25 protein-coding genes and 1 other RNA gene are annotated in these 24,339 nt (G+C 54.2%); 11 read left to right on the plus strand and 15 right to left on the minus strand.

The features are described 5' to 3' along the window. Positions 1–28 precede the first annotated feature (28 nt). The 7 genes from carA to grpE all read right to left on the minus strand — a co-directional run bounded on the left by carA (position 29) and on the right by grpE (position 8,071). Positions 29–1,177: a glutamine-hydrolyzing carbamoyl-phosphate synthase small subunit gene (carA, locus tag H573_RS0110055; protein ID WP_027874161.1), complete on the minus strand. Its 1,149-nt coding sequence runs from the start codon at positions 1,175–1,177 to the stop codon at positions 29–31. A gap of 233 nt (positions 1,178–1,410) precedes the next feature. Next, the gene (locus H573_RS0110060) at positions 1,411–1,839 is read right to left on the minus strand and encodes an acyl-CoA thioesterase (RefSeq protein WP_027874162.1); all 429 of its coding nucleotides are present in this window, start codon (positions 1,837–1,839) and stop codon (positions 1,411–1,413) included. Between the two features lie 4 nt (positions 1,840–1,843). Continuing rightward, on the minus strand, positions 1,844–2,656 hold the full coding sequence (gene dapB / locus H573_RS0110065; RefSeq protein ID WP_027874163.1) for a 4-hydroxy-tetrahydrodipicolinate reductase: 813 nt from the start codon (positions 2,654–2,656) through the stop codon (positions 1,844–1,846). After that, positions 2,653–4,032 (minus strand): YhjD/YihY/BrkB family envelope integrity protein, encoded by a 1,380-nt coding sequence (locus H573_RS0110070; protein WP_027874164.1) that lies wholly within the window; start codon positions 4,030–4,032, stop codon positions 2,653–2,655. Before H573_RS0110070 ends, dapB begins: the two co-directional genes overlap by 4 nt. An 87-nt stretch (positions 4,033–4,119) precedes the next feature. Beyond that, complete coding sequence (dnaJ, locus tag H573_RS0110075) at positions 4,120–5,250, minus strand: molecular chaperone DnaJ (protein WP_027874165.1); 1,131 nt, start codon at positions 5,248–5,250, stop codon at positions 4,120–4,122. A gap of 173 nt (positions 5,251–5,423) precedes the next feature. Continuing rightward, positions 5,424–7,349, minus strand: a complete 1,926-nt coding sequence (gene dnaK, locus H573_RS0110080; RefSeq protein WP_027874166.1) for a molecular chaperone DnaK — start codon at positions 7,347–7,349, stop codon at positions 5,424–5,426. Positions 7,350–7,483: 134 nt separating this feature from the next. Beyond that, positions 7,484–8,071 carry a nucleotide exchange factor GrpE gene (gene grpE / locus H573_RS0110085; protein ID WP_036256382.1) on the minus strand — a complete coding sequence of 196 codons (588 nt, stop codon included), beginning with the start codon at positions 8,069–8,071 and terminating at the stop codon, positions 7,484–7,486. Between the two features lie 186 nt (positions 8,072–8,257). On the opposite strand from grpE, the gene recN reads away from it, so the two are divergent. Beyond that, a complete protein-coding gene (gene recN / locus H573_RS0110090; protein WP_027874168.1) occupies positions 8,258–9,925 on the plus strand; it encodes a DNA repair protein RecN in 1,668 nt (555 codons plus the stop codon). A 33-nt stretch (positions 9,926–9,958) separates the two neighbouring features. Here recN and fur read toward each other — a convergent pair whose 3' ends face one another. After that, entirely contained in the window at positions 9,959–10,372 is a 414-nt protein-coding gene (gene fur, locus H573_RS0110095; RefSeq protein WP_027874169.1) for a ferric iron uptake transcriptional regulator, read from the minus strand. Between the two features lie 74 nt (positions 10,373–10,446). On the opposite strand from fur, the gene H573_RS17765 reads away from it, so the two are divergent. Continuing rightward, positions 10,447–10,827, plus strand: a complete 381-nt coding sequence (locus tag H573_RS17765) for an outer membrane protein assembly factor BamE (protein WP_036256391.1) — start codon at positions 10,447–10,449, stop codon at positions 10,825–10,827. Positions 10,828–10,832: 5 nt separating this feature from the next. Here the strand turns inward: H573_RS17765 and H573_RS0110105 are convergent, their stop codons facing one another. Genes H573_RS0110105 through H573_RS0110115 form a run of 3 tightly spaced genes read right to left on the minus strand, consistent with a single transcriptional unit; the run spans position 10,833 to position 12,961 of the window. After that, on the minus strand, positions 10,833–11,144 hold the full coding sequence (locus tag H573_RS0110105) for an RnfH family protein (protein WP_027874170.1): 312 nt from the start codon (positions 11,142–11,144) through the stop codon (positions 10,833–10,835). Next, complete coding sequence (locus H573_RS0110110) at positions 11,137–11,568, minus strand: type II toxin-antitoxin system RatA family toxin (protein WP_027874171.1); 432 nt, start codon at positions 11,566–11,568, stop codon at positions 11,137–11,139. Before H573_RS0110110 ends, H573_RS0110105 begins: the two co-directional genes overlap by 8 nt. A 22-nt stretch (positions 11,569–11,590) precedes the next feature. Further along, entirely contained in the window at positions 11,591–12,961 is a 1,371-nt protein-coding gene (locus H573_RS0110115; RefSeq protein ID WP_027874172.1) for an SLC5/6 family protein, read from the minus strand. An 86-nt stretch (positions 12,962–13,047) separates the two neighbouring features. On the opposite strand from H573_RS0110115, the gene smpB reads away from it, so the two are divergent. Genes smpB through H573_RS0110130 form a run of 3 tightly spaced genes read left to right on the plus strand, consistent with a single transcriptional unit; the run spans position 13,048 to position 14,695 of the window. After that, a complete protein-coding gene (gene smpB / locus H573_RS0110120) occupies positions 13,048–13,527 on the plus strand; it encodes an SsrA-binding protein SmpB (protein WP_027874173.1) in 480 nt (159 codons plus the stop codon). Positions 13,528–13,546: 19 nt separating this feature from the next. Continuing rightward, a complete protein-coding gene (locus tag H573_RS0110125) occupies positions 13,547–14,044 on the plus strand; it encodes a SixA phosphatase family protein (RefSeq protein WP_027874174.1) in 498 nt (165 codons plus the stop codon). A 27-nt stretch (positions 14,045–14,071) separates the two neighbouring features. Next, complete coding sequence (locus H573_RS0110130; RefSeq protein ID WP_036256392.1) at positions 14,072–14,695, plus strand: class I SAM-dependent methyltransferase; 624 nt, start codon at positions 14,072–14,074, stop codon at positions 14,693–14,695. A 3-nt stretch (positions 14,696–14,698) separates the two neighbouring features. Here the strand turns inward: H573_RS0110130 and ppk1 are convergent, their stop codons facing one another. Continuing rightward, positions 14,699–16,825 (minus strand): polyphosphate kinase 1, encoded by a 2,127-nt coding sequence (gene ppk1 / locus H573_RS17770; protein WP_036256394.1) that lies wholly within the window; start codon positions 16,823–16,825, stop codon positions 14,699–14,701. A 141-nt stretch (positions 16,826–16,966) separates the two neighbouring features. On the opposite strand from ppk1, the gene ppx reads away from it, so the two are divergent. From ppx to H573_RS0110150, 4 genes are all read left to right on the plus strand, one after another. Beyond that, on the plus strand, positions 16,967–18,475 hold the full coding sequence (gene ppx / locus H573_RS0110140) for an exopolyphosphatase (protein ID WP_027874176.1): 1,509 nt from the start codon (positions 16,967–16,969) through the stop codon (positions 18,473–18,475). A gap of 53 nt (positions 18,476–18,528) precedes the next feature. Then, positions 18,529–18,886: a transfer-messenger RNA gene (ssrA, locus tag H573_RS19330) on the plus strand. A gap of 123 nt (positions 18,887–19,009) precedes the next feature. Continuing rightward, positions 19,010–20,398 (plus strand): tyrosine-type recombinase/integrase, encoded by a 1,389-nt coding sequence (locus H573_RS0110145; RefSeq protein ID WP_027874177.1) that lies wholly within the window; start codon positions 19,010–19,012, stop codon positions 20,396–20,398. A gap of 187 nt (positions 20,399–20,585) precedes the next feature. Next, a complete protein-coding gene (locus H573_RS0110150) occupies positions 20,586–21,074 on the plus strand; it encodes a hypothetical protein (protein WP_027874178.1) in 489 nt (162 codons plus the stop codon). Here H573_RS0110150 and H573_RS0110155 read toward each other — a convergent pair. The 3 genes from H573_RS0110155 to H573_RS0110165 all read right to left on the minus strand — a co-directional run bounded on the left by H573_RS0110155 (position 21,065) and on the right by H573_RS0110165 (position 23,232). Continuing rightward, positions 21,065–21,787 carry a hypothetical protein gene (locus H573_RS0110155; protein ID WP_027874179.1) on the minus strand — a complete coding sequence of 241 codons (723 nt, stop codon included), beginning with the start codon at positions 21,785–21,787 and terminating at the stop codon, positions 21,065–21,067. The genes H573_RS0110150 and H573_RS0110155 overlap by 10 nt on opposite strands. Positions 21,788–21,791: 4 nt before the next feature. Continuing rightward, positions 21,792–22,340, minus strand: a complete 549-nt coding sequence (locus tag H573_RS0110160; protein ID WP_027874180.1) for a recombinase family protein — start codon at positions 22,338–22,340, stop codon at positions 21,792–21,794. 496 nt (positions 22,341–22,836) lie between these two features. Further along, positions 22,837–23,232, minus strand: a complete 396-nt coding sequence (locus H573_RS0110165) for a DUF4124 domain-containing protein (protein ID WP_084498013.1) — start codon at positions 23,230–23,232, stop codon at positions 22,837–22,839. 477 nt (positions 23,233–23,709) lie between these two features. On the opposite strand from H573_RS0110165, the gene H573_RS0110170 reads away from it, so the two are divergent. Beyond that, on the plus strand, positions 23,710–24,006 hold the full coding sequence (locus tag H573_RS0110170) for a P-loop NTPase fold protein (RefSeq protein ID WP_027874182.1): 297 nt from the start codon (positions 23,710–23,712) through the stop codon (positions 24,004–24,006). Positions 24,007–24,073: 67 nt separating this feature from the next. Further along, positions 24,074–24,339 (plus strand): IS3 family transposase (locus H573_RS0110175; RefSeq protein WP_027874183.1); only part of this gene is annotated, 266 nt, incomplete at its 3' end.

Raw genomic sequence — 24,339 nt, forward strand, 5'->3', positions numbered from 1 at the left:
CGGTTGCGCAGGACGCAATCCGATAGTCTCAACCGGCCTTCTTGGCCTGGATTAACTCAATAAAGTGGTCAAACAAGGGCGCAATATCATGCGGCCCCGGGCTAGCTTCCGGGTGCCCCTGGAAGCCAAACGCAGGTTTGTCATTGCGCTCAACCCCCTGCAAGGAGCCATCAAACAGCGACTTGTGGGTCACCGTCATGGTCGCCGGCAAGCTGTCTTCATCCACGGCAAAGCCGTGGTTCTGACTGGTGATATGTACCACCTTGGTATTCAAGTCCTGAACCGGATGGTTGGCGCCGTGGTGGCCAAACTTCATCTTCATGGTCTTAGCACCTGATGCCAACGATAGCAGCTGATGCCCCAGGCAGATGCCAAAGACTGGCAAGTCGGCGTCGAGAATGTCTTTGATCGCGGCGATAGCGTAGTCGCAGGGCTCTGGATCGCCCGGGCCATTGGACAGGAAGACCCCATCGGGATTCATCGCCAGCACGTCGGCCGCTGGCGTGGTTGCAGGCACCACGGTGAGGCGACAGCCGCGATCGGCCAGCATGCGCAAAATATTGCGCTTTACGCCGAAGTCATAGGCGACAACATGGTGAGGCAAGTCGTCATCGCTAAGAACTTTATGACCTTCGCCCAGCTGCCATGTGCTTTCGCGCCACTCGTAGCGCTCGGCAGTGGTCACTTCTTTCGCCAGATCCATGCCTTTCAGGCCTGCAAAGCCCTTTGCCAATTCCAGTGCTTTGGCTTCATCTTCCGCGCCGAGATCATCACCGGCCAGCAGACAGCCACCCTGAGCACCCTTGTCGCGCAAAATACGCGTCAGGCGTCGGGTATCGATCTCGGCAATGCCGACTATATTGCGCGCACGCAAGTAGTCAGACAGGCTTTGCTCGCTGCGAAAGCTGCTCGCCAACATGGGCAAATCGCGAATAACCAAGCCCGCGGACCAAATTTCCGCAGCTTCTTCGTCTTCTGAATTAACGCCGGTATTGCCGATATGGGGATAGGTCAGCGTCACGATCTGACGCGCGTAGGAGGGATCGGTGAGAATCTCCTGATAACCCGTCATGGCGGTATTGAACACCACCTCCCCAACCGAGTGCCCGTGCGCACCGATTGCAACACCCCGAAAAATACTGCCGTCTTCTAGGGCGAGTATGGCTGTAACCGTCAAGATAACCTCCTGGATCAGACTTGCGGCCGAGAGTCACCGCCGACAGCCGTCGGAACGATAACCAGGGAACCACAGAGGAAAATACGCGTGCAAAAAAGCGAGATGCGGTGAATCCCCATCTCGCTTTTTTACGGGGTCTCGGGTGATTAAACCCGGCGCCCAAATCTGAAACGAAATTTTACGCGAAGTTGGCCGCAGAATCCACCGCGACCGACACGCTCACGGTGTAACTATTACCCTTTGAGAGCCGCAGCCATCTCCGCTGGCGCGTCGACAGCGCGCCCCAGCTCGGGAGAAACCACCAGATGTGCAGTTTTCGCCACCGCCACCGCGCGGCCGGAGCTCACATCGCTGACCCGGTAGGCGATATCAAAACCGCAGCGATGAAAGTCGCTGGCAGCAACATCAAAGCGCAACACCTCACCGTAATGCGCCTCGCTTAAATAGCGCACCGCCATATCGCCATTAACCATCGCTAGGCCATCTTCACGACCACCCTCGCGAACACCGCGACTTGCCAGGAAGCGCCCGCGCGCCTCGTTGAGCAAACTCACCAAGGCATCGTTACCCAAGTGATTGCCAGCGTTAATGTGGCTGCGCAACAAAGCAATATCGGTGCTGAACGGGAAGACCTCGGGCACCGCAAACTCTAGCTTTGCCATCGATTTAATCCGCGTTCAGGCCGAGCACATCCTGCATATCGTAGCGACCGGCGGCCTGCGACTTCAGCCACGCCGCCGCCCGCACGGCACCGCGCGCAAACGACATTCTGGAGCTGGCTTTGTGCGTAATTTCAACGCGCTCGCCCTCGGCGCAAAACATCACCGTGTGATCGCCAACAATATCGCCGGCACGCACCGTGGCAAAACCAATGGTTTCGCGCTCGCGAGCCCCGGTTTGCCCCTCCCGGCCATACACTGCGACCTTATCAAGGTCGCGACCCAGGGCATCGGCAACAACCTGCCCCATGCTCAGCGCGGTACCCGAGGGCGCATCAACTTTGTGGCGGTGATGCGCCTCATAAACCTCGATATCGACATCGTCACCCAGCACGCGGGCCGCCATATCCAACAGTTTGAAACAGAGGTTCACCCCGGTACTGAAGTTGGACGCCTGGCACACCGCTATCGGCGCAATAAGGCGCTCTAGCTCGGCTTTTTGCCCAGCATCAAAGCCGGTTGTACCAATTACCATGCCCTTACCTGCCTTTGCACACACCTCGGCATTGGCCAGGGTAGCCAGTGGCGCGGTGAAGTCGATCAACACATCAAAGTCATCAACAACTGCAGCAATATCGGCGCCCACCAGCACGCCGCACTTACCCAAGCCCGCCAGCTCACCGGCGTCGGCACCAATCAAGCTGCTTTCCGGGCGCTCCAATGCGGCACTCAGCTCGCAGCCCTCGGCCACGCTTATCGCCTCTATCAAGGTTTTACCCATGCGCCCCGCAGCGCCCGTCACAGCAATTTTTACAGTCATGATTTACCCAGTTGATTACTTGATTCTTCTAACTCTGGCGGCACCTGTGCCAAAGCCATGTCTTTTACACTTGTCTCGGCCAGTACCGACGACACCGCATCATCAATATCCTTGCGCACTGCCGCCACCCCGGTAACCGCTCTACGCGGTCGCGCCGCGGAGACAAAACCCTCGCCCCCCTCATTGCGAACCGCCTCCAGCACTTCTTGCAGGCGCACTTTTTCCAGCGGCGCATTGGGCAGGTAGCGCGGCGGATCATCGCTGTTTTCAGTAATAAGACCAGCCCGAGTCAATGCGCGAAGCACCTTTGTCACGCCCTGAATCTGCACCCGCAACCGCAGCACATAGTCCGAGGCCGACATTGGCCGACGCCCTTCATAATAGCGCTGCGCCAGCACCGCCATAATATTTAACGCCAAATCTTCCTGTTGGCGAATACTCATATCGCCGCTGCGCTTGGAAGGGACGACATATTCGGGATGTTGCACATAAAAAGCAACACTGCTGCCCACCAGCAGAATCAACCAACTGATGTACATCCACATCATGAACAGGATCAATATCGCGAAGCCGGAGTAGATCGCATAGGTACCGCTGTCGCTCGCCGACACCACCACGCTACCAAAGCCCCACCCCAAACTCTGGAACAACACCCCCGACACCAAACCCGCCATCGCGCCTGCGCGAAATGTCACCCGCGTGTTGGGAATAAACATATAAAAGAAGGTAAACGCGGCAATAATCATAATGTACGGCGCCGCCGTGGTGAGCAGTGATACCGCGTGGGTCACAAAGGGCAGGTATTCACTCGCCTCCTGCACCGCGCGACCGCTCAACACACTGGCGGACAGGCCTATCGCCGAAAATACCAACAAAGGGCCAATCAGCATGACACTGCCATAGTCGGCAAAGCGCCGACCGATGCTGCGGTGCTGCTCCAGGCGCCAGATATAGTTAAACGTTCCCTCAATCTTTTGAATCAGCGAGATCGCTGTGTAAAACAGCAGCGCGATACCGAAGGTTCCCAGCACGCCGATCTTCACATTGTCGATAAAGCCAATGATCTTTTGAGTGATCTCCACACCCTGCTCACCCATCGGCGCCAGGAACTGCAGCATGATCGGCTCCAGCTGCTTGTTGTGCATGCCAAAGGCCTTCAACACAGAAAAGCTCACCGCCAGCATCGGCACCAGAGAAAGCAGCGTGGTATATACCAAACTCATCGCCCGCAGCGTGAGCTCGCCTTTGGCCAGGTCATCCAGCACCACGTAAACGTAGCGCAATATATGCACGCACCGGCGCCGCCAAGGACTGTAATTGGCAACCTCCGGCGACCAAAGCGACTCAGCAACAAAGCGATTGAGGGTTTTTTCCATAGTGTGTCGTCCAACCCGGATACCAGGGTCTCAGGATGGAGAAAAATGCGAGGCAAGTCGAGGGGAGGCCACCCTCCCCTCAACTATTTACAGCTTCATGTCGTCAAAGAAGTCTTTAACGCCGTCAAACCAGCTTTTCTTGCGCGGCGACTGCTTGTCATCGCCATCCAGTGTCGACTGGAACTCTTGCAGCAGCTCCTTTTGGCGCTTGCTGAGCGACACCGGCGTCTCTACAACCACCTTGCAGATCAAGTCACCGGTGCTGCCACCACGAACCGGCGTAATACCCTTGCCGCGTAAGCGGAAAGACTTACCCGTTTGCGTCTCGGCGGGAATCTTCAGTTTCACACGGCCATCGAGGGTAGGCACGTCCAACTCGCCACCGAGCGCCGCGTCGGCAAAACCAATCGGCACTTCGCAATGAAGGTGCTTGCCGTCGCGCTTGAAAATAGGGTGCGGGCGCACCGACATTTGCACATACAAATCGCCAGCGGGGCCGCCATCGGGGCTGGCCTCACCCTCGCCACTCAGGCGAATGCGGTCGCCCGTATCAACACCCGGCGGCACTTTCACCGACAGCGTCTTGGTTTCCTCTACCCGGCCCTGGCCATGACAGTCATTACACGGGTCGGAAATAATCGTCCCGCTACCCCGGCAATTGGGGCAGGTTTGCTGCACAGCGAAGAAGCCCTGCTGCATACGCACCTGACCCACGCCATTACAGGTTCCGCAGGTGAGTGGCGTCGAGCCTTTCTTGGCGCCACTGCCATCACAGGTTTTGCACGACACCAGGGTCGGAATACGGATTTTCGCCGTTGTTCCGCGCACCGCTTGCTCCAAATCGATCTCAAGCGTGTAGCGCAGATCCGCGCCGCGCTGCGGGCCACGCTGACGCCCTCCGCCACCGCCGCCAAAGATATCGCCAAATACATCGCCAAAGATGTCGCTGAAGCCAGCGCCACCTGCGCCGCCACCGAAACCTCCGGCACCGCCACCTACCGCGTCGTGACCAAAGCGGTCATAAGCTGAGCGCTTCTCAGAATCCGACAGCACCTCATAGGCCTCTGTCGCCTCTTTGAAAATATCTTCCGCCTTGGGGTCATCCGGGTTGCGGTCCGGGTGATTCTTCATGGCGATACGGCGATAGGCTTTTTTAATTTCCTTCTCGTCCGAATCTCGGGACACGCCCAGTATTTCGTAGTAATCGCGTTTTGACATCGTCTCGCTTCACGCTGTGTTGGGCGCAGACAAACCCCGCAAGCCCAGTAAAAATTCAATCTCTCATCACACGCGAAACGGGAGCGGGCCAAACGCCCTGTAAAACCCTAAGGTTTTAGCGCCTCCCTTCTCCCGTTCACGCCAGCAACGCGGGGCAGAGCCCCGCCCACTGCTTACTTCTTGTCGTCGTCTTTGACTTCTTCAAACTCCGCATCGACAACGTCGTCGCCGGCCGCTGAGGCTTCAGGCTGCTCACCGCCCGCCGCTTCCGCTTCTGCCGCTTGCTCGGCGTACATTTTTTGCGCCAGGCCTGCAGAGGCTTCGCTGAGCTCTTTGGCAGCCGCTTCGATAGCCTCGACATCGTCGCCTTTAACAGCCTCGTCAACTTTCACCAGCGCTGCTTCAATGGCTGACTTCTCTTCGTCACTCGCTTTGTCGCCAGCTTCTTCCAGCGTTTTGCGAGTCGCGTTAGCCAGACCTTCGGCGTTGTTGCGCGCAGTGACCAGCGCCTCAAACTTCTTATCAGCTTCGGCATTCGCCTCGGCATCGCGCACCATTTGCTCGATCTCGTCCTCGTTCAAGCCGCTGGAAGCAGTGATGCGAATAGATTGCTCCTTACCAGTTGCCTTGTCTTTGGCCGATACATGCAAAATACCATTGGCATCGATGTCGAAGGTCACTTCGATCTGCGGCAGGCCGCGCGGTGCCGGCGGAATGTCTGCAAGGTCGAAGCGGCCGAGTGACTTGTTCGCCGACGCCTGCTTACGCTCACCCTGAACCACGTGAATGGTTACGGCAGTCTGGTTGTCTTCAGCGGTAGAGAACACCTGCGACTTCTTCGTAGGGATAGTCGTGTTCTTCTCGATCAGCGGTGTTGCCACACCACCCATGGTTTCAATACCCAGGCTCAGCGGGGTGACGTCGAGCAGCAATACGTCTTTTACATCACCCGACAGTACCGCACCTTGCAGGGCAGCACCCATCGCAACGGCCTCATCTGGGTTCACGTCGCGGCGCGGCTCTTTGCCGAAGAATTCAGTCACCTTAGACTGCACCAGCGGCATACGCGTCTGACCGCCAACCAGAATCACCTCGTCAACTTCAGAGGCAGACAAACCTGCATCTTGCAGCGCCGTTTTCATTGGCTCCAGCGAACGCTTCACCAAATCCTCAACCAGCGACTCCAACTTGGCACGGCTCAATTTAACAACCAAGTGCTTAGGACCGGTGGCATCTGCCGTGATGTAAGGCAGGTTAACCTCGGTTTGCTGACTGGAAGACAATTCGATCTTCGCTTTTTCAGCCGCTTCTTTCAGGCGTTGAACCGCCAGCGAGTCACCTTTCAGGTCAATACCGTTTTCTTTCTTGAACTCTTCCGCCAGGTAATCAATCAGGCGCAGGTCAAAATCTTCACCACCCAGGAAGGTGTCACCGTTGGTCGCCAGTACTTCAAATTGGTGCTCGCCATCCACCTCGGCAATTTCGATGATCGAAATATCGAAGGTACCACCACCCAGGTCGTACACGGCTACGGTGCGATCGCCCTTGGCCTTGTCCATACCATAGGCCAGCGCAGCCGCCGTCGGCTCGTTGATAATCCGCTTCACTTCCAGACCAGCGATACGGCCGGCGTCTTTAGTCGCCTGACGCTGAGAATCGTTGAAGTAAGCAGGAACCGTGATAACCGCCTCGGTGACTTTTTCACCCAGGTAGTCTTCAGCGGTTTTCTTCATTTTCTTCAGTACTTCCGCAGAGATCTGCGGGGGTGCCAGCTTTTCACCCTTTACTTCAACCCAGGCATCGCCGTTGTCGGCTTTGCTGATGGTGTAAGGCACCATCTTGATGTCTTTTTGAACAACATCGTCCTCAAAACGGCGACCGATCAGGCGCTTAACCGCATACAGGGTGTTGTCCGGGTTCGTCACCGCCTGACGTTTGGCGCTCTGACCAACCAGAATTTCATTGTCGTCAGTGTAAGCAACAATAGAAGGCGTGGTGCGACCACCCTCGGCATTCTCAATAACCTTTACCTTGTCGCCATCCATTACCGCCACACAGGAGTTGGTGGTGCCAAGGTCGATACCAATAATTTTACCCATAACTTTTCTCCGCATTCGCTGTTTACTGCGCGAGGCACCCAGGCCCCGTTAAACTCTGTTCTTGCTGTAGATATTGGTCCGTTTTTCTCAATTTCAAGCCGGTCATCAATATCTCAGTTGTGAATATTTGGCAGTTACTCCGCCTTCGCGACCACAACCATCGCCGCGCGCAGCAGGCGCCCGTTCAGGGTGTAGCCCTTTTGCATCACATCAATCACCGAGTTCGGCTCCGCACTCGGGTTAGGCACCATCGCCATCGCCTCGTGGAATTCCGGGTCAAATGGCTGACCGGTTGGATCGATCTGTTCAACATTGTGGCGCGCCAGCGCATCCAGCAATGATTTGCGCGTCAACTCCACGCCCTCAAGAATCGGCTTCAGCGCCTCGTCTTCGGTATCGGCAGCCGCAAGCGCGCGATCCAGGTTGTCCGCCACGCTCAACATATCCCCGGCGAACTTCTCCAGCGCAAACTTGCGCGCGTTCTCGGCGTCTTTCTCAGCGCGGCGACGCACATTCTGCGCCTCTGCTACAGCGCGCAACGCCTGCTCTTTGGCATTGGCCGCCTCTTCACGCGCTGCGTCCAGCTGCGCCTGAAGATCATCTCCCGCATCGGCGCCCTGCTCTTCAGCAACCTGCTCAACCGATTCTGCCTGCTCCGCTGCCTGCTCTTCAGCCGCGGCTGTCTTATCTTGTTCCTCTGCCACCTTAGCAGCCTCCTTCATTTCGCCGGACGGCCCAGCCGCCCAATAACTTCCGCACCCCGAGGGTGAGCTTCCCCGTGTATGGGGGCTCTGCCAGGTTTTTCAAGGCCGCCAGTATTTTTAATTCCCGGAACGCAACCAGGGCTTGAGCGGGCACAGCCAACTACTGTATAAATAACCATACATCTTCATTTTGGAGCCGCCACCATGCTGGTTCATTTAAGCGTCAGCAATTTCGCCATCACCCAAGCCCTGGAAATCGAGTTACAGCCGGGAATGACGGTATTAACAGGCGAGACCGGCGCCGGTAAATCGATCATGCTCGACGCACTCGGCCTGACACTGGGCGACCGCGCAGACAGCGGCGTTGTGCGGGCGGGCGCCGAACGCGCCGACATCCACGCCGAATTCGATATCAGCGATATTCCCCTGGCCCGCCAATGGCTGCAGGAGCGAGAGCTGCTAGCGGGCAACGAATGCCGGCTGCGACGAGTAATCACCAAAGAGGGACGGTCGCGCGCTTATATCAACGGCCAGCCCGCCACCGTGAACGACACCAAAGAGCTCGGCGGTTTGCTCATTGACATTCACAGCCAGCACGCCCATCAGTCCCTGCTTAAAAAGCCCTATCAGCGACAGCTGCTCGACGCTTTCGCCGGCGCCAGCGAACTGTGCAGCTCACTCGGGGAAGACTGCCTGCGCTATCAGCGCATCAGCAAACGCCTCAACGAACTCGAAAGCCACCTCGATGAGCAAAACGCCCAGGAACAGCTTTTGCGCTACCAACTCGACGAACTAGAGCGCCTCGATATTCAGCCTGGCGAAGTTGAAGAGCTGGAGATCCAACAAAAGCAGCTCGCCAATGCCGAGCAAATTCTGGCCGCCAACCACCACAGCCTGGCCCTGTGCCGCGAAGGCGAAGTCAACGCGATGGGTATTTTGCATCAAGCGCTCTCGTCACTGAGCGGCTGTCAGCACGGCCACCCAGCACAAGAAGCCGCCATCAGCCTGATTGAAAGCGCGCGCATTCAGATCGAAGAGGCCGCCAGCGAACTGCAGCGCGTCACCGACGAAACCGAACTGGACCCCCAGCGCCTGCAAGACGTTGAACAACGGCTCGACGCCATCTACCAAACCGCGCGCAAACACAAGATTCAACCCGAAGAACTTCCCGAGCTGCAACAATCGCTGCAACACCAGCTCGAGCAGCTCGACGCAACCGATGAAAAGCTCGATGCCATGCGCCAGGAGCAACAGCAGGCGCTCAGCAACTACCAGAGCAAAGCCAAGAAGCTGAGCAAGCTGCGCAGCGCCGCCGCGTTAAAAATGAAAAAACGCATTGAGGGCAAACTGGGCGAACTGGCAATGAAACACTGCCAAGTGGAGTTTGCCATTATCCCTCTCGCTGAAGATGAGCCGCACAGCCACGGCGCTGAAGACATCGAAATTCGCATCCGCAGCAACCCCAACGCCGCGATGGGCCCGCTGCATAAAATTGCCTCGGGCGGTGAGTTGTCGCGTATCAGCCTGGCCATACAAGTCGTCACTGCCCAGGTTGCCGCCGTCCCGACAATCGTCTTCGACGAGGTCGATGTGGGCATTGGCGGGGCGACCGCAGAAATTGTCGGCCAGCTACTCAACGACCTGGGCAAACGCAGCCAAGTGCTGTGCGTTACCCACCAGGCACAGGTAGCCAGCCAGGGAGACCACCATATTCGCGTTAAGAAAACCGGCAACAAGACGGCCTTGCGAACCGAGCTGGAGCCGCTGGCAGAAGATCAAAAAATCGAGGAAATTGCCCGAATGCTGGGCGGGATAGCGATAACCGAGAATACCTTGGCACACGCCAGAGAAATGCTCGGCATACGCCACTGAACGCGGGCGGCAGCGCCGCCCGCAAGATAAGCGTTACTTCTTGGGACGAACGTACAACACCAAGCTGTGATCGACGAGTTCAAAGCCGCGCTCTTCCACCAATTTGTGTTGGCGCTCCTCGATGACGTCGTCGTAAAACTCGATCACCTCACCACTCTCCATACACACGATATGGTCGTGGTGCTCGCCCTTGGCCAATTCGAAAACGGAATGCCCGGCCTCAAAGTTGTGGCGCACCACCAAGCCCGCCGCCTCAAACTGAGTGAGAACACGGTAAACGGTCGCCAGGCCCACATCTTCACCAGACTCCATCAGCGAACGGTAGACATCTTCCGCACTGAAGTGCTGATTTTCAGCTTCGGCCTGCTCAAGCAGTTGTAGAATTTTTACCCGAGGTAGGGTGACTTTAAGCCCTGCTTTGCGGAGCTCTTGATTTTCGCTTGACATAAACCACTGACCTTAGCGTTGTGTTTAGGTTTGCGCTATTATCCCTGCCTCTGCGAGTGATTGGAACCCTGACTATGTTTTTGCGTATTGCTACCGCCAGCCTGGTAATTTTGCTTGGCGCCTGCAGCTCTCTGGAGTTTCCCGGCGTTTACCGCCTGCCCATCGATCAGGGCAACATCATCACCCAGGAAATGGTAGATCAGCTTGAAATCGGTATGAGCCGCAGCCAGGTTGAATACGTTATGGGCACGCCGCTGATTCGCGACAGCTTCAGCCCCGACCGCTGGGATTATGTGTACACGTTGAATAAAGAAGGCAAGCCCGCCGAGCGCCACCAGCTCAGCGCGTACTTCCAAGGCGATAAACTGGTGCGCATCGTTACCGACGTTAAACCGTCAGCCGAGGGGAAAATTGGCAGCAGCGCCGAGGCCGACGCCCAACCCGCTAGCGAATAAGCAGGTCAAGACTGCTTGCGCGCCTTGGCTTTAGCCGCCCGCTGTTTGCGAACCTCTTTCGGGTCGGCGATCAGCGGCCGGTAGATCTCCACGCGCTCGCCGTCATTGAGCGCCTGCGCATCAGGCTTGCTCACCACCTTGCCAAAAATCCCCACATCCGCACTGGACAAATCCAGCTCGGGAAACTGGCTGTCCAGCCCCGACTGCATTACCGCATCGCGAACTGTCGACCCAGCGGGCAACTCTAACGCCACAATGCGCTGCTTATCCGCGAGTGCATAGGCGACTTCAACATGTACTGTTTGATTGTTATCCATATTGCTCTTTCGCACGTTTAACCAGGGCATCGACCAAATTATTGGCCACAGAATTAAATAATTGACGCGTCGCCGCACCCGCCAGCGCATTGCTCAACGCAAATCGCAGATGCAGGCTCACCTTGCAGGCTTTGTCACCCAGCGCCAATAGCTCCCATTCGCCGCGCAGCTTTTCGAAGGGGCCGTCGAGCAGCTCCAGCACAATGCGGCGCGGCGGCGTAAGCTGATTTCGCGTACTAAAGCTCATTTTGATCCCCGCTCGCGACAAATCCAGCCTCGCCTCCATCATCGACTCATCCGCCAGCAGCACCTCAGCGCCAACGCAGCCATCCATATACTGCGGATAAGCTTCAACATCGTTAATAAGCTGATATATCAATTCTGCTGAGTATGGCAGTAGCGCGCTGCGGCGAATATCGTTCATGCGGAGGGCTTCCGGTACTGGGTTATAGCTGTAAGCGCTGATACAAGCCTAGTGAAAGCAGGCAAAACAGCGCTGGCGGCGCAATATACCGCAACATACGCAACCAAAGCCAAAAAAAGCCCTGCTCCAGCCAGTGCTCCCGGCCACCGTAGACATTCTTGGGCACCCGCCACGCTGCAAATAATACAAAACACAGCGCGCACATCGGCAGCAGAATATTCGCGACCGCGATATCCAGCCACTCCATTGCCGTTCGCGAGAACCACTGCAGCGGTGACGCCACCTGCAGCGATGCCAGGGAAACCTCACCCACCGCGAACACCGACAAACCCACCGCAACCGCCGCCACCCAGCGCGGCAACGCCCAGCGTTCTACCAAATAGGCCACCACAGGCTCAAATAGCGCGACAACCGTCGTCAGCACCAAAATGCTCAACAACACATACAAGCCGGTACCGGCAATATCGCCAAAGGCCAGGTTGCCAAAGCTGTAAGGCAGGCTAATAAACAGCAGCGCCGGCCCCTGGCCCGCCACAATATGCTGGTCACTGACCAGGGCGATCAAGATCAGCCCGCCGAGCAACATCGCCAAGGTGTCGATAACGGCCAAGGCCAGCAACTGACGGGTAATGGAGCGCCCGGACGGGAAATACGCCCCGTAAGCCATGAGCGCCGCCGTGCCTAAACCGAGGGCATAAAACGCCTGCTGCAGGGCAGACAGCAACGCCTGCCAGGAAAAGTCTCCCGGCCGGAAATCAAACAACGCGCGCCACGCCGCGCCGTAATCACCCAGCTCATAACTGAAATACAGCAAGCTGAGCATTACCAACAACAACACCGGCAACAGAATACGCAGCACCATGGCCATACCGCGGTTAACACTGATCGACGACAGCAACACCGCCAGCGCCACAAAAAAGCCGTGCGCGCCGCGCGCTTCCTCGGGACTGGTCAGCAGCCGCTGGAATTCGCCGGCAATGGTATCCAGGCTCGCCGCCTCCATCACCCCCGACGACATTTTCATTATGTAGGTCAGCAGCCAACTGGCAACAACCCCCAGATTTGCCGCCAGCAACAGCGCCGTTAGCGCCGCCAGCTGGGTGACCAGCGACCAGTGGCGAAACGCGCCAGAGAAATGGGCGATTTGATCCACCGCGTGAATGGGGTTGGCGCGGGCGCGCACGGCGATACGCACTTCAGCGATAGCCACCGGCAACACCACCAGCAACAAGAAGACGAGGTAAGCCACTAGGTATACCGCGCCACCATTAGCGGCGAGCTGTTGGGGAGCCTTCCAAAAGTTACCCAAACTCACAACAAGGCCGGTCGCCGCCGCTAGAAATGTCCAGCGACTTGACCAGATACCCTGAACTTTATTCTTCTTGAGGGCCATAAACCGCCGGCGAAAGTCATCAAAGCAGCGCTATTTTTACCTGAGCGCCATAGGTTTTGCCAGCGAGTCACTCTATAATCGCCGCCATGAGCAAAAAGAAACCCAAGAACACCAGCAGCACGATCGCCCTGAATAAGAAGGCGAAGCACGACTACCACCTCACAGAAAAAGTTGAGGCGGGCTTGTCGCTGCAAGGCTGGGAAGTGAAAAGTCTGCGCCAGGGCAAGGTGCAGATCACCGACACCTATGTGCTGCTAAAAGACGGTGAAGCGTTTCTGCTCGGCGGCAATATCACCCCACTACTCAGCGCCTCCACCCATTTTGTGGCCGACCCCGGCCGCACCCGCAAACTATTGCTTCACAGCAGAGAACTGCGCAGACTGGAGGAAGCGACGCAGCAAAAGGGCTACACCTGCGTGTGTACCGCCCTGTACTGGAAAAAGCATTTGATAAAGGCGGAGATCGCCCTGGCCAAGGGTAAGAAAGACCACGACAAGCGCGAAACTGAAAAGAATCGCGACTGGGACCGCCAGAAACAGCGCATACTGCGCCAACACAATTCGTGAGTGACACACGCCCGAGCCGATGAAAACTCTCTACTTGTTAAGGCATGCCAAATCCAGCTGGGATGACGACCAGCTCAACGATGCCGAACGCCCGCTGACCCGCCGCGGGAAACGAGACTGCGGCTTGGTCGCCCACCAATTAGAGCGCAACCATAAAAAGTTTCCGCAGGTATTTTGCAGCTCCGCCAATCGCTGCCAAGAAACCCTTCAGCGCTTCCGCACCGAGTCGGATGTTTTCGACCACGCCGAGATACATACCACCGAAGACCTCTACACCTTCGACATGCAGCAGCTGCTCACCTGGCTCAAAGAGCTGGGCAACCAGTACGACAACGCCTTGATTATCGGCCACAACCCAGCGCTGCTCGACTTAGTGAATTACCTCTACGACGGCGAACTGGATCAGCTCGGCACCTGCACCTTTGTCGAGCTGGAAATCAACGTTGAGTACTGGGACCAACTGCGCCCCGACAGCGCCAAGCTGCAAGACCTAATACGCCCCAAACAGCTGCGCTAAGCCGCTGCACCAGGAAGCCATTGCCGCATGAGCGAGCCAGAAGTTCTCAAGAATATTCGCATCGTTCACGATGTTCTCATCCTCAAGAAAAGCCACAAACTTATTCGCCGTATGCAGCGCGCACTGGCCCAGCCAGAGATTCACGGCTACCAGGTGTGGGGTTCATCGTTTTTGATCATGGACTACCTGCTGCAACACCCTCCCCGCCGCGGCAGTAAAGTGATGGAAATCGGCTGCGGCTGGGGAATACTGGGTATTTTCTGCGCGCAGCAGTTCAAGTCCAAAGTGACCGCCATCGACGCCGACGAGCACGTCTTCCCCTACCTGGACGCCCACGCCCTGCTCAATGATGTCAGCATCACCCAGCGCGTGGCTCGCTATGAAGAGCTGACCGCCAACGACATGAAAGGCCAAAAAATGGTGTTGGGCGGCGATATTTGCTTTTGGCCAAAGCTGGTACAGCCGCTTTTCAATGCCATTGAAACGGCTCTCGCTGCCGGCGTGAAAACCATTATTATCGCCGACCCCGGCAGGCCACCTTTCCACAAGCTCGCACGCAAATGCGAAAAGGCGTTTGGCGCCGAACTGATCGACTGGGAAGTGAGCCACCCCAAAAAGCAGAGTGGCGAATTGCTTATTATTAAAGCCTGAGGCTTAGCCGCGCTTCTTCTTGGTTTTTTTGCTCTTATTGCGCGCCTTATAGTCCAGCTTCGCCAGACGCGGTAACTTGCCCGATTCCAGATAGCTATGAATCTGCAACTGAGAGCGCACCTTCGGCGCACTCTTCTTGCGCGGGCGAAAGGCGTTAGTCTGGCTGGGGTCAATCAGCCTCGCCTTTACATTATCCGCCCACTGAATATCGATAATGCTTTGAATGCGCTGCTGAAGCTCGGGGCTGTATATCGGGCAAGTGACCTCAACGCGGAAGTCGATATTGCGCGTCATTAAGTCCGCCGATGAAATATAGTAACGAGGCTTGCCGCTATTGCGGAATATATACACCCGAGGGTGCTCCAAAAAGCCGTCGACAATACTGATGGCTTCTATATTTTCACTCAAGCCCTTCACGCCCGGCACCAACGAGCACATACCCCGCACAATCAGGCGTATCGGCACACCGGCCTGACTCGCCTCATACAGCTTGTCGACCAGCTCCCTATCAACCAGATTATTGCACTTAAGCGTTATGCCGCACTCATCGCCGCGCTTGGCCGCATCGATCTCTGCCTGAACATTTTCAATCACTCTATCGCGGCTATTCAGCGGCGAAACCGCAAGGTGCTGGAAGTTGTGCCGCTTGTAGGTGTAGGCAATAAAGTCAAAGACCTTCGCCACCTCATCGCCAATGGCTTGATCGTAGGTAAGCAGGCTGAAATCGGTATATACCTCGGCGGTCTTCTCGTTAAAGTTACCGGTTCCCACGTGGCTGTAGTATTTCTGAACGCTGCCTTCCTGACGGCTAATAGAGATCAACTTGCTGTGCACCTTCAAGCCCGGCACACCCAAAATAACGTTAACACCACCGTCGGTCAGGCGCTGCGACAGCGCAATATTCGCTTCCTCATCAAAGCGCGCCTGCAATTCAACCACCACCGTAACTTCCTTGTGGTTGGCCACCGCATTGAGCAGCGCATCCACAACATGTGAGTTGGAGGCAACCCGGTACAAACTGATGCGAATAGACTTAACCGCCGGGTCGATGGCGGCGGTCTTCAACAAATCGGTCAGGTAGTCAAAGCTGTGATACGGATAGAACAGCAGAAGATCGCGCTCGCGCATGCAGCTGAGAATATTGTCCGCCGCATCAATCTCGGGCACGCGGATTTTCGGCAGCGACTTGCTGTCGAGGTAGGCCGGCCCCAGATTGGGAAAGCGCATAAAATCTTTGGAGTTGTGGTACCGCCCGCCGGGAATCATGGAGTCCAGACGACCCAGCCCCAGGCGGCGCACAAGATACTCCAACATGTCATTGGGCATTTGCGCATCGTAAACAAAGCGCACCGGATCGCCTTTGCGACGACGCTTCAAACTTTGCGTCATTTTCTCCACAAAGGTTTGCGTCACTTCCTCACCAAGCTCCAGCTCCGCATCGCGCGTTAGCTTAATGGTATAGGCCTCTGCCGAGTCCAGCGGGAACACGCCACGAAAAACCTGCGGCAGGCACACGCGAATCATATTCTCCAGGGCAATTAGCACCTTGCCTTTTTTACCGTTGCGCCCGGGAATGCGCACGAAGCGCTCGATCCGCGTGGTGGGCACTTCAAGCAAGGCAAAGCGCGTCTGCCCCTGATAGCTCAGCTTAATAGCCAAATAGATCGACGCGTCATTCAACTCCGGCATTGGGTTGGCTTCGTCCAAAACGATCGGCACCAACTCTTGCTGAATGTGGGCATGGAAATAATTGCGCACATACTCAATCTGAGAGTCGTCGAGCTGCTTCTCGTTGATAACGTAAATCTTGCGGCGGCGCAGCTCTTTAAGATTGGCGTTATAGGTCGACTCAAAGCGATGTTGCAGCTTCAACACCTTCTGGCGAATCTCTTCCAACAATTGCTTGTATTCTTCTTGTTTAGAGGGCGTGGAGAACGCGGCCAGACGACGCACATCGGCAACACGAACACGAAAGAACTCATCCAGGTTGTTGGAAAAAATACCAAGGTAGCGAATGCGCTGAATAATCGGCACCGACGGATCGGCCGCTTCCTGCAACACGCGATCATTAAACGACAGCCAGCTCAGCTCCTTGGCTATCCACGCTTTATCGGTGTTCGACTCCGCCATATCAGCAACCCTTACCCTTCAATAAAACACAACGTCGCGCGCGAGCTTAGTTGTTATACATGTCAGCAGTATTACAGTGTACGACGGTCGCAATTACCTTGCACAGGCCTTACACTCAGCCTTCGCATTGGGAATTAATACATGGCACAAAACTCCGATTCTTACGCTGCGCTGGACCTCGGCTCAAACAGCTTTCACCTTCTGATTGCCAGTTTTCAAGACGACAAACTTCGCATTATCGACCGCCACAAAGATATGGTGCGCCTCGCCGCGGGTCTAAACGACGACGGCGTACTGAGCGAAGACGCCCAACAGCGCGCCCTCGACAGCCTGGCCAAAGTCGCCAACCGCCTTCGCGGCGTGCCGCGCAGCCAAGTGAGAATAGTCGGCACCAATACCCTACGCGCCGCCAGCAACGCCGGCGACTTTATGCAGCGTGCCGAAGCCATACTCGGCCTGCCCATCAACATTATCTCGGGTACAGAAGAGGCCCGGCTGGTCTATCTTGGCGTGGCCAATGACCTCGCGGTAGAAAAACAAAAACGCCTGGTTATCGATATTGGCGGCGGCTCCACCGAGCTTGTTGCCGGCAAGCAAAACCCCAAGCTGCTGGAAAGCCTGCCGATGGGCTGCGTGAGCTACAGCATGCGCTTTTTCAACAACGGCGACATTAGCGAGAAGGCCTTTAAGCGCGCCGTCAACGCCGCCCGTCAGCTCATTTCCCCCTATGTAGAACAGTACAAAGACCAATGGCAGGAAGTGGTCGGCTCCTCCGGCACCATACGCGCCATCAGTAAAATCGCCGCCGAAATGGCGCTGTGCGACACCGGGCAAATTACCCGCGACGCCATGCAAGCCATCAAACAACAGCTGCTAAAAGCCAGCCACACCAGCGAACTGCAACTGCCCGGGCTCAGCGACGACCGCCGCGACGTTATCCCCGGCGGCTTTGCCGTGCTCTATGCCCTGTTCAAAGAAATGGACATACCCGAGCTGCATATCTCCAGCTACGCCGTGCGCGAAGGCATTATTTACGACCTGGCCGGCCGGCTGCACCACAAAGACCGCCGCGACGAAACCATTCGCCAACTGATCGAGCAGTACCATATTGACCCCCTCCAGGGTGACCGCGTCGCCCAACTGTGCAAACGCTGGCTACCCGCGCTGGAGCCGCGCATGAACAGCGACTACCAGGAGGCGGAAAAACTACTGGTCTGGGCCGCGCAATTGCATGAACTCGGGCTGGCCATTGCACACGGCGGCTATCACAAGCACGGCGCCTACATACTGAAGAATGCCGACTTGTCGGGCTTTTCCAGACAAGAACAAGCGCGGCTCAGCATGCTGGTGCTCAACCACCGCCGCAAACCCAAAAGCCTGGGTATTGCCGAATACGGCGTCACGCCCGACTGGGTAATGATCAGCCTACTGCGCCTGGCCTGCCTGTTTTACCGACGACGCCAGGCCTTCGAACTCACCCACGACATCACCCTGCAGAGCCCCGAACCCGACCTTATCGAGCTAAACGTGCCCCAAAGCTGGCTGGACGCCAACCCGCTCACCGCCGCCGACCTCTGCGACGAAGCCGAGCTGCTTGCCAAAAGCGTGAACATCCAACTAAAAATTCAGCCCCAAGACCCCAAGCAATGAACTTTGCTAGTGCCGCTGTAGTCGAAGTGGTACGATACGCTATTGCAGATTTCGGGGCCGATTTGGATTCGACGCCGGTTACAAAACTCTGTGGTGCATGCCGTGAGGACAGCGAATCACGTAAATCCAAAGCTGTTAACTTATAGTTGCCAACGACGACAACTACGCTCTAGCGGCCTAAACCCCGTTAGCGGTTGCTACCGGATGCTTGTAAACGGGACGCAACCGTCAGATAGAACAAGCTAGCTGTGACGTTTGTCTGAGACCGATCAGCGAAACCTTTAATCAGAATCGCCAACTACGTCCTGACCGTTGGGCTGTAAGCGGCTAAATCAATAAACGGAAGCTAAGCATGTAGAGCCCCGAGCGGCGGACTGGCGGACGGGGGTTCAATTCCCCCCGGCTCCACCAAATACGAAAAACCCTTTGAAACCAGGAGGTTACAACCTGGTCGACAAGGGTTTTAGTACCTCTTTCAGTACCAACACTTTCCCACTACAATGCCCGTCACACTCTCGAACTGCGTGTGTCCCAATGAAATACCTCTCACAAGATAGCTCTGGCAGATGGAAGCTAAGACTTCAAATCCCGGAAGCACTCCGAAAGTCCATAGGTAAACGTGAGTTCAAGCACTCCCTTGGCCATTTATCACAATCCGAGGCAGAAAGAAGAGCACACCCGATTCTCAATGATTGGCATAGACAACTTGATGCAGCCAAACAAGCAACCAATACAACCTCGCACAGTGCTGCACCCGCCACCTCTGCCTCAGACCGACAGAGATTACATAAAGATAAGTACACTTACGCAGCCGATACAGCTGAGCAGCCGAGAGCGGATCAGGTACATCAATTCGATTTAGACATTTACGAAGAAGCAGCCAGAGTTAGCCTAGCACGTCACAAAGGCCTCAATGCGACCCTAGCGTTTGTGGATGATGACCCTAAAATTCAGCAGTCCGCATTGGAAAGCACCTTGCTGGAGGGCGAATTATACGGGCATCTGCTAATACCCGAGAAACATCTTGAAGAATACGCGCAGACTGAACTGAAAGATCTACAGCCTAGATCTCGGGACCAAAATATTTCGAGGATTCGAAACCAGTTCATAAAAGATTTCCCGATACTATCTTCCACCACATTTACAACTGCAGCAGCACAAGATTGGCTAGACAGCTATCAACGCTCACCCTCACCACCGTCGCATGACACGCTTTCAAGCTACAGAAACCAAGCGAAAGCTTATGTTGCATGGCTTCGCAGAAAAGGGTACCTGACATTACCTAACGCCATTGATGAAACAACTCTCCCCAAAGTCGGAAAAAAGCCCAAATCATCAAGGAGAAGGGCGTGCACAGTAGAAGAGCTTAGTAAGCTTCACAAGGGGATGAAGAATAAAAAGAATCGAGATCATACGCTGGAAGCAATATTCATGATCGCTATCTACACAGGCTGTCGGATTGAGGAAATATGCTCACTCCGTAAGCAGGACATCCAAAAACACAATAACCGTTCCTATATCGTTATTCCAGAATCAAAGACAATGGCAGGAATAGGCCGCCAAATACCCATTCACCACAAACTAGAACCTGTAATCCAGAATCTAATAGAATCCAGCGAATCAAAGTATCTAATACCATCTAGCAGCAAGATGAAGTACGGTGAAAGGTCTAGTGCCTTAAGCAAGAAATTTGGCCGCTTGAAGACCTCCTTGGGGTTCGACAGGTCAGTTGTGTTCCACTCTCTAAGGAGAACTTTCATCAGCCAATTTGAAAGCATGGGAGCCGACGAAAGAGTTATCGCAGATATAGTTGGACATGAAAAAGGGACTATGACTTATGGCGTCTACGGCTCAGGAACCCCTCTTGACGAACGATTCGCAACCATTGATCGGCTTGACTACCCCGACCTGAATCTAATCTAGGTATCGACGCTGAATCCAATACAAATACCGTCTAAGTTGCACACTTATTTCGAGCACTCCTCCTCTGCAGCCCATGCCACATGGCGTTTTTGGCAGAAAACAAAACGGAGTATGAAGGAATAGTATTTTGCCCCCTAAATACTTAAGTGATATAGATAAGAAAATACTATCATCAAGAAGTTAATCAATGACTGAACCAGCAGATGAAAAAACTAGAAGAAAGTTCCTAGCCCACTTCGACTCACATGACTGGCAGTATCAGATAACCGTGTTTCTGCGCAGCCCTGACGATATAGAGGATGCTGTCGAATTGTTCGGCAAAGCCAGACAGCACTTTGCCAGAAAAAACCCAAACCACCCAATCCTGTGGAGAACCGGAGTCAAAGGAGTAATACCGCGCCATGTGTTCCCTACCTATAAAACCAAAGAACGAATAATCAATATGCCTTTCCTTACCCTCATAACGACAAAAGAGTTCGACTACACAGAAGCCGTGGCGCAATTCGACGGTCTTTCAGTAGTGGGCAGACTAGACATCCGGCAACGGGTCTTCGCAGAATCGAAACGTACAAGCTACCGGAAAGCTGTACAAAAGCAGAAAAGCCACGACCTTAAAGCGGTATTTGGAGATAGAAAAATCAACCGTTTTGGGATGCTAAATTCCAATCACATCTGATGTATTTTAATAAATTCAGGCAACAGACGCTGCACCTCCGAGCAATTCTCCGCATTAACTATTCCCGGATCTTGCTTAACTGCCGTTTCAGCTTTAATACCTGCCATCCTGAAAATCATTACAGCTCTAGCAGAAACCATCCCCTTCTTCTCCATTTCCATTAAGTCATCATCTAGCTCTTCTGAAGCCGTTTTAAAAACCCTAGGTATCATACCCGCGTCAGCACAATAGGCAGCAATTTTCGCAGCAAAACCATAGGACCGATAAGATTCCTCAATGTTAGCAATATCCGAATTTCCGTTTATCGGCGTTGTCGCCTTTGGAACCCCAACCAAATAGACATAAAAGCCAACAATGCTTTCAATATTTTTATCACAGACACCCTGAGTTAGCTGCTCAGGGTTTTTCTCATACAGCATGAAAACCCTATCACGATAGTGCTTAAAGCTTGAAAATTCTTCTTCACTCCAGCTATATACACCATACTGACTTTGGCTTGGGTTAAGCTCATTCTCTAACTCACTAATCCAGAACTTGGAACTATCTTTTACCAGCCCCCGCTGCAAACAATATTTCACTGTGCCTAAATGCAACCCCATAACCTCTTGAGCAGAAAGCTCCTGATTCAAACCAGACTCACCCGCCTTTAGCTCTGCCGATGAAAAAGTGCTCAAAAGAACCACTAAACAGCCAACTATCCATCCTAGATTCATAAACTCATCCCTTAATTATCCGCATGATTGTCGCCCTGCTTACACCATACTCCTTTGCTAGCTGAGACTTGGAGAGCCCAGCAGAGAACTTAGTCACTACCTCCTCTCTCGAAGTTTTATCAAGCTTGGTGGGGCGCCCCCCGTAATTGCCTGAAGCGGCCTTCCCCTCCTGAGTTCTGGTGATAATAAAGTTCCTTTCCAGCTCAGAAAACATCCCTAGAAGCTGAACCATTGCCTTAGCAATAGGGCTGTCATCACTCGTATCCAAGTTCTGGTCTATAGCTTTCAAATAAATACCTTTACCTGCCAAAAGTTCTATCGTACCCAAGACTTGAGACAGAGACCTACCAAGCCTATCAAGCTTGGTAACTATCACCGTATCCCCTTCCCGAACATAGCTCAAAAGCTCACTGAGTTGCTTTTTATTCGCATCCGCTTTGCCTGAATGCTTGCTGGAAAAGATCTTCTCACACCCAACAGACCTAAGCCTATCAAGCTGATAATCGAGATCTTGGCCTACGGTAGATACCCTCGCATAACCTATCAACGCCATAACACAACCCGTTCGAATCTTAAAAGATATGAACACACCTTAGACGTATGTACAAAACATATCAAGAATGAGTTATGAACATGCCCATAAGGTCACTGTAAGATACGAACACTTTAGGGATAAAAGCAGGGGATACTATCACTACCAAAAACCACGCCTAGAAAGCAGCACAGGGGCCCCAAACTAGCCCCGTACTGCATTACTTCGAACGACCAAGGGTTGAGAGCAGGGAATTTAACTAAAGTCCCTCAAGGGGGTATAGAGGGGGCTCACAGGCATTACTCTCTATGCAACACACCAACACAATATCTCATAGAAATTGTGTCTGTTTAGCGTATCCAAAAGCTCGACTTAGTACCAAAAGCAGTACCACAGGCTACCACAAGCTATTGATTTTATTATCAATCAAACACTTACTCCCAGCGAGGATAATATCCCCCCGGCTCCACCAATTGAAAAAGGCGACCTGATCTCAGGTCGCCTTTTTTATGCCTGCTCAGCGGCACTCCTTGTAGTATTTATCCGAGTAGTGGCGACGCGAACGCTTCAGGCGATTCCCTTCATCGCCACGATAGCCATCGCGCATTCTCTTCTCTATACGCTCAATCTCAGCTTCATAGCGCTTACACCTTGCACCACCCTGCGACCGAGGCGTCTTCTTAATAACGTGGGCGGTACTTCGCGCTTTGGCCGGGCTCTGCCTCGACTTCGGTACAGGCGTAGCCGGCACCACATGAACGGGCGGGGTATCAATATAGCGGCGCGTGTAGGGCAGCCCATTATTTGGCGGTTCATCTGAGAATTGCTTCCGCCCCGCCTCGTCCACCCACTCATACACAGCGGCTTGAGCAAAACCCGCCATTAAGACCACCGCTATCCATAGCCACTTCATTTCGCCTCCCTACGAACCGTCGCCAACTATTGCAGGCATAGTAGCGACTCAACACCGACGATACACCCATAAAAACGACAAGCGGCTTAGTATTGGGCGAGGTTTCGCTCCTTGGGATGCCTTGAGTTAATATGGGAAAACGCCTCCATTGAAGGAGGCAATGCCATTATCAAGGAAGCGCTCGTACATGGAAGACTTAAAGAACTTAAGACCTCATCAAACAAACGGAAAATCCAACCTAATCCAAAAGCTATCGGGTCGCCTAAGCAGCATTTCAATGCTCTGCTAAAGGCCAATTCATGTTTACCGACCCCAAGTTTGAGCAACTCTAAGCTCTTTTGAAAAGCGAAAATTAACCCAACCTAACAAGAAATAACCGCGGTATATTTCAGCTCTGCAAATTGTAGGGTACGCCAGATTCACTAATACTAAATAACCCCTAGGTTAGCTAGCGATCGGGAATTATGAGGACAGCACATGGTCGATGGATCAACCAAAACGAAATGCCACTGGAGCAATGATTGCCTGAACCGACAAGAGGAAGCCAGGCTCCTCTACCTTCATTTAATGCGAATCTACGACCACGGACAAAGAAAGTCACTAACACTGAATCTCAATGCGCCATGGGGCTTCGGAAAAACCTATTTCTTAGAAGGGCTATCCAAAGATTTAGGTGCGAAAAAGCATAAAACGGTCTTTTTCAATGCCTGGGAGAATGACTATTCTGAAGATGCCCTTGTCTCACTTATTATCGAGATAGGAATTCAGGTGTAGTGGCATAGTGAATTTGGCCACCTAATTAGAGGTGATAGCATCACCTCATTCGATTACAGGTGACCCAATGACCAGACCATCACGCCCGACCTTCAGCCCCGAGTTTCGGCTCGAATCCGCACAGCTCGTCGTTGACCAGGGCTATTCAGTGAAAGACGCCGCCGAAGCCATGAACGTGGGCAAGTCCACGATGGACAAATGGGTTCGCCAACTCAAGCAAGAACGTTCTGGTGGCAGCTACGATGCCTCTCCTATGACCTCAGAACAGCGTCGTATTCGGGAGCTCGAGCGGCAAGTTAAGCGCCTTGAAACAGAGAAAGACATTTTAAAAAA

This window comes from Neomelitea salexigens DSM 19753 (genome assembly GCF_000422345.1).
Lineage (GTDB): Bacteria > Pseudomonadota > Gammaproteobacteria > Pseudomonadales > Spongiibacteraceae > Spongiibacter > Spongiibacter marinus_A.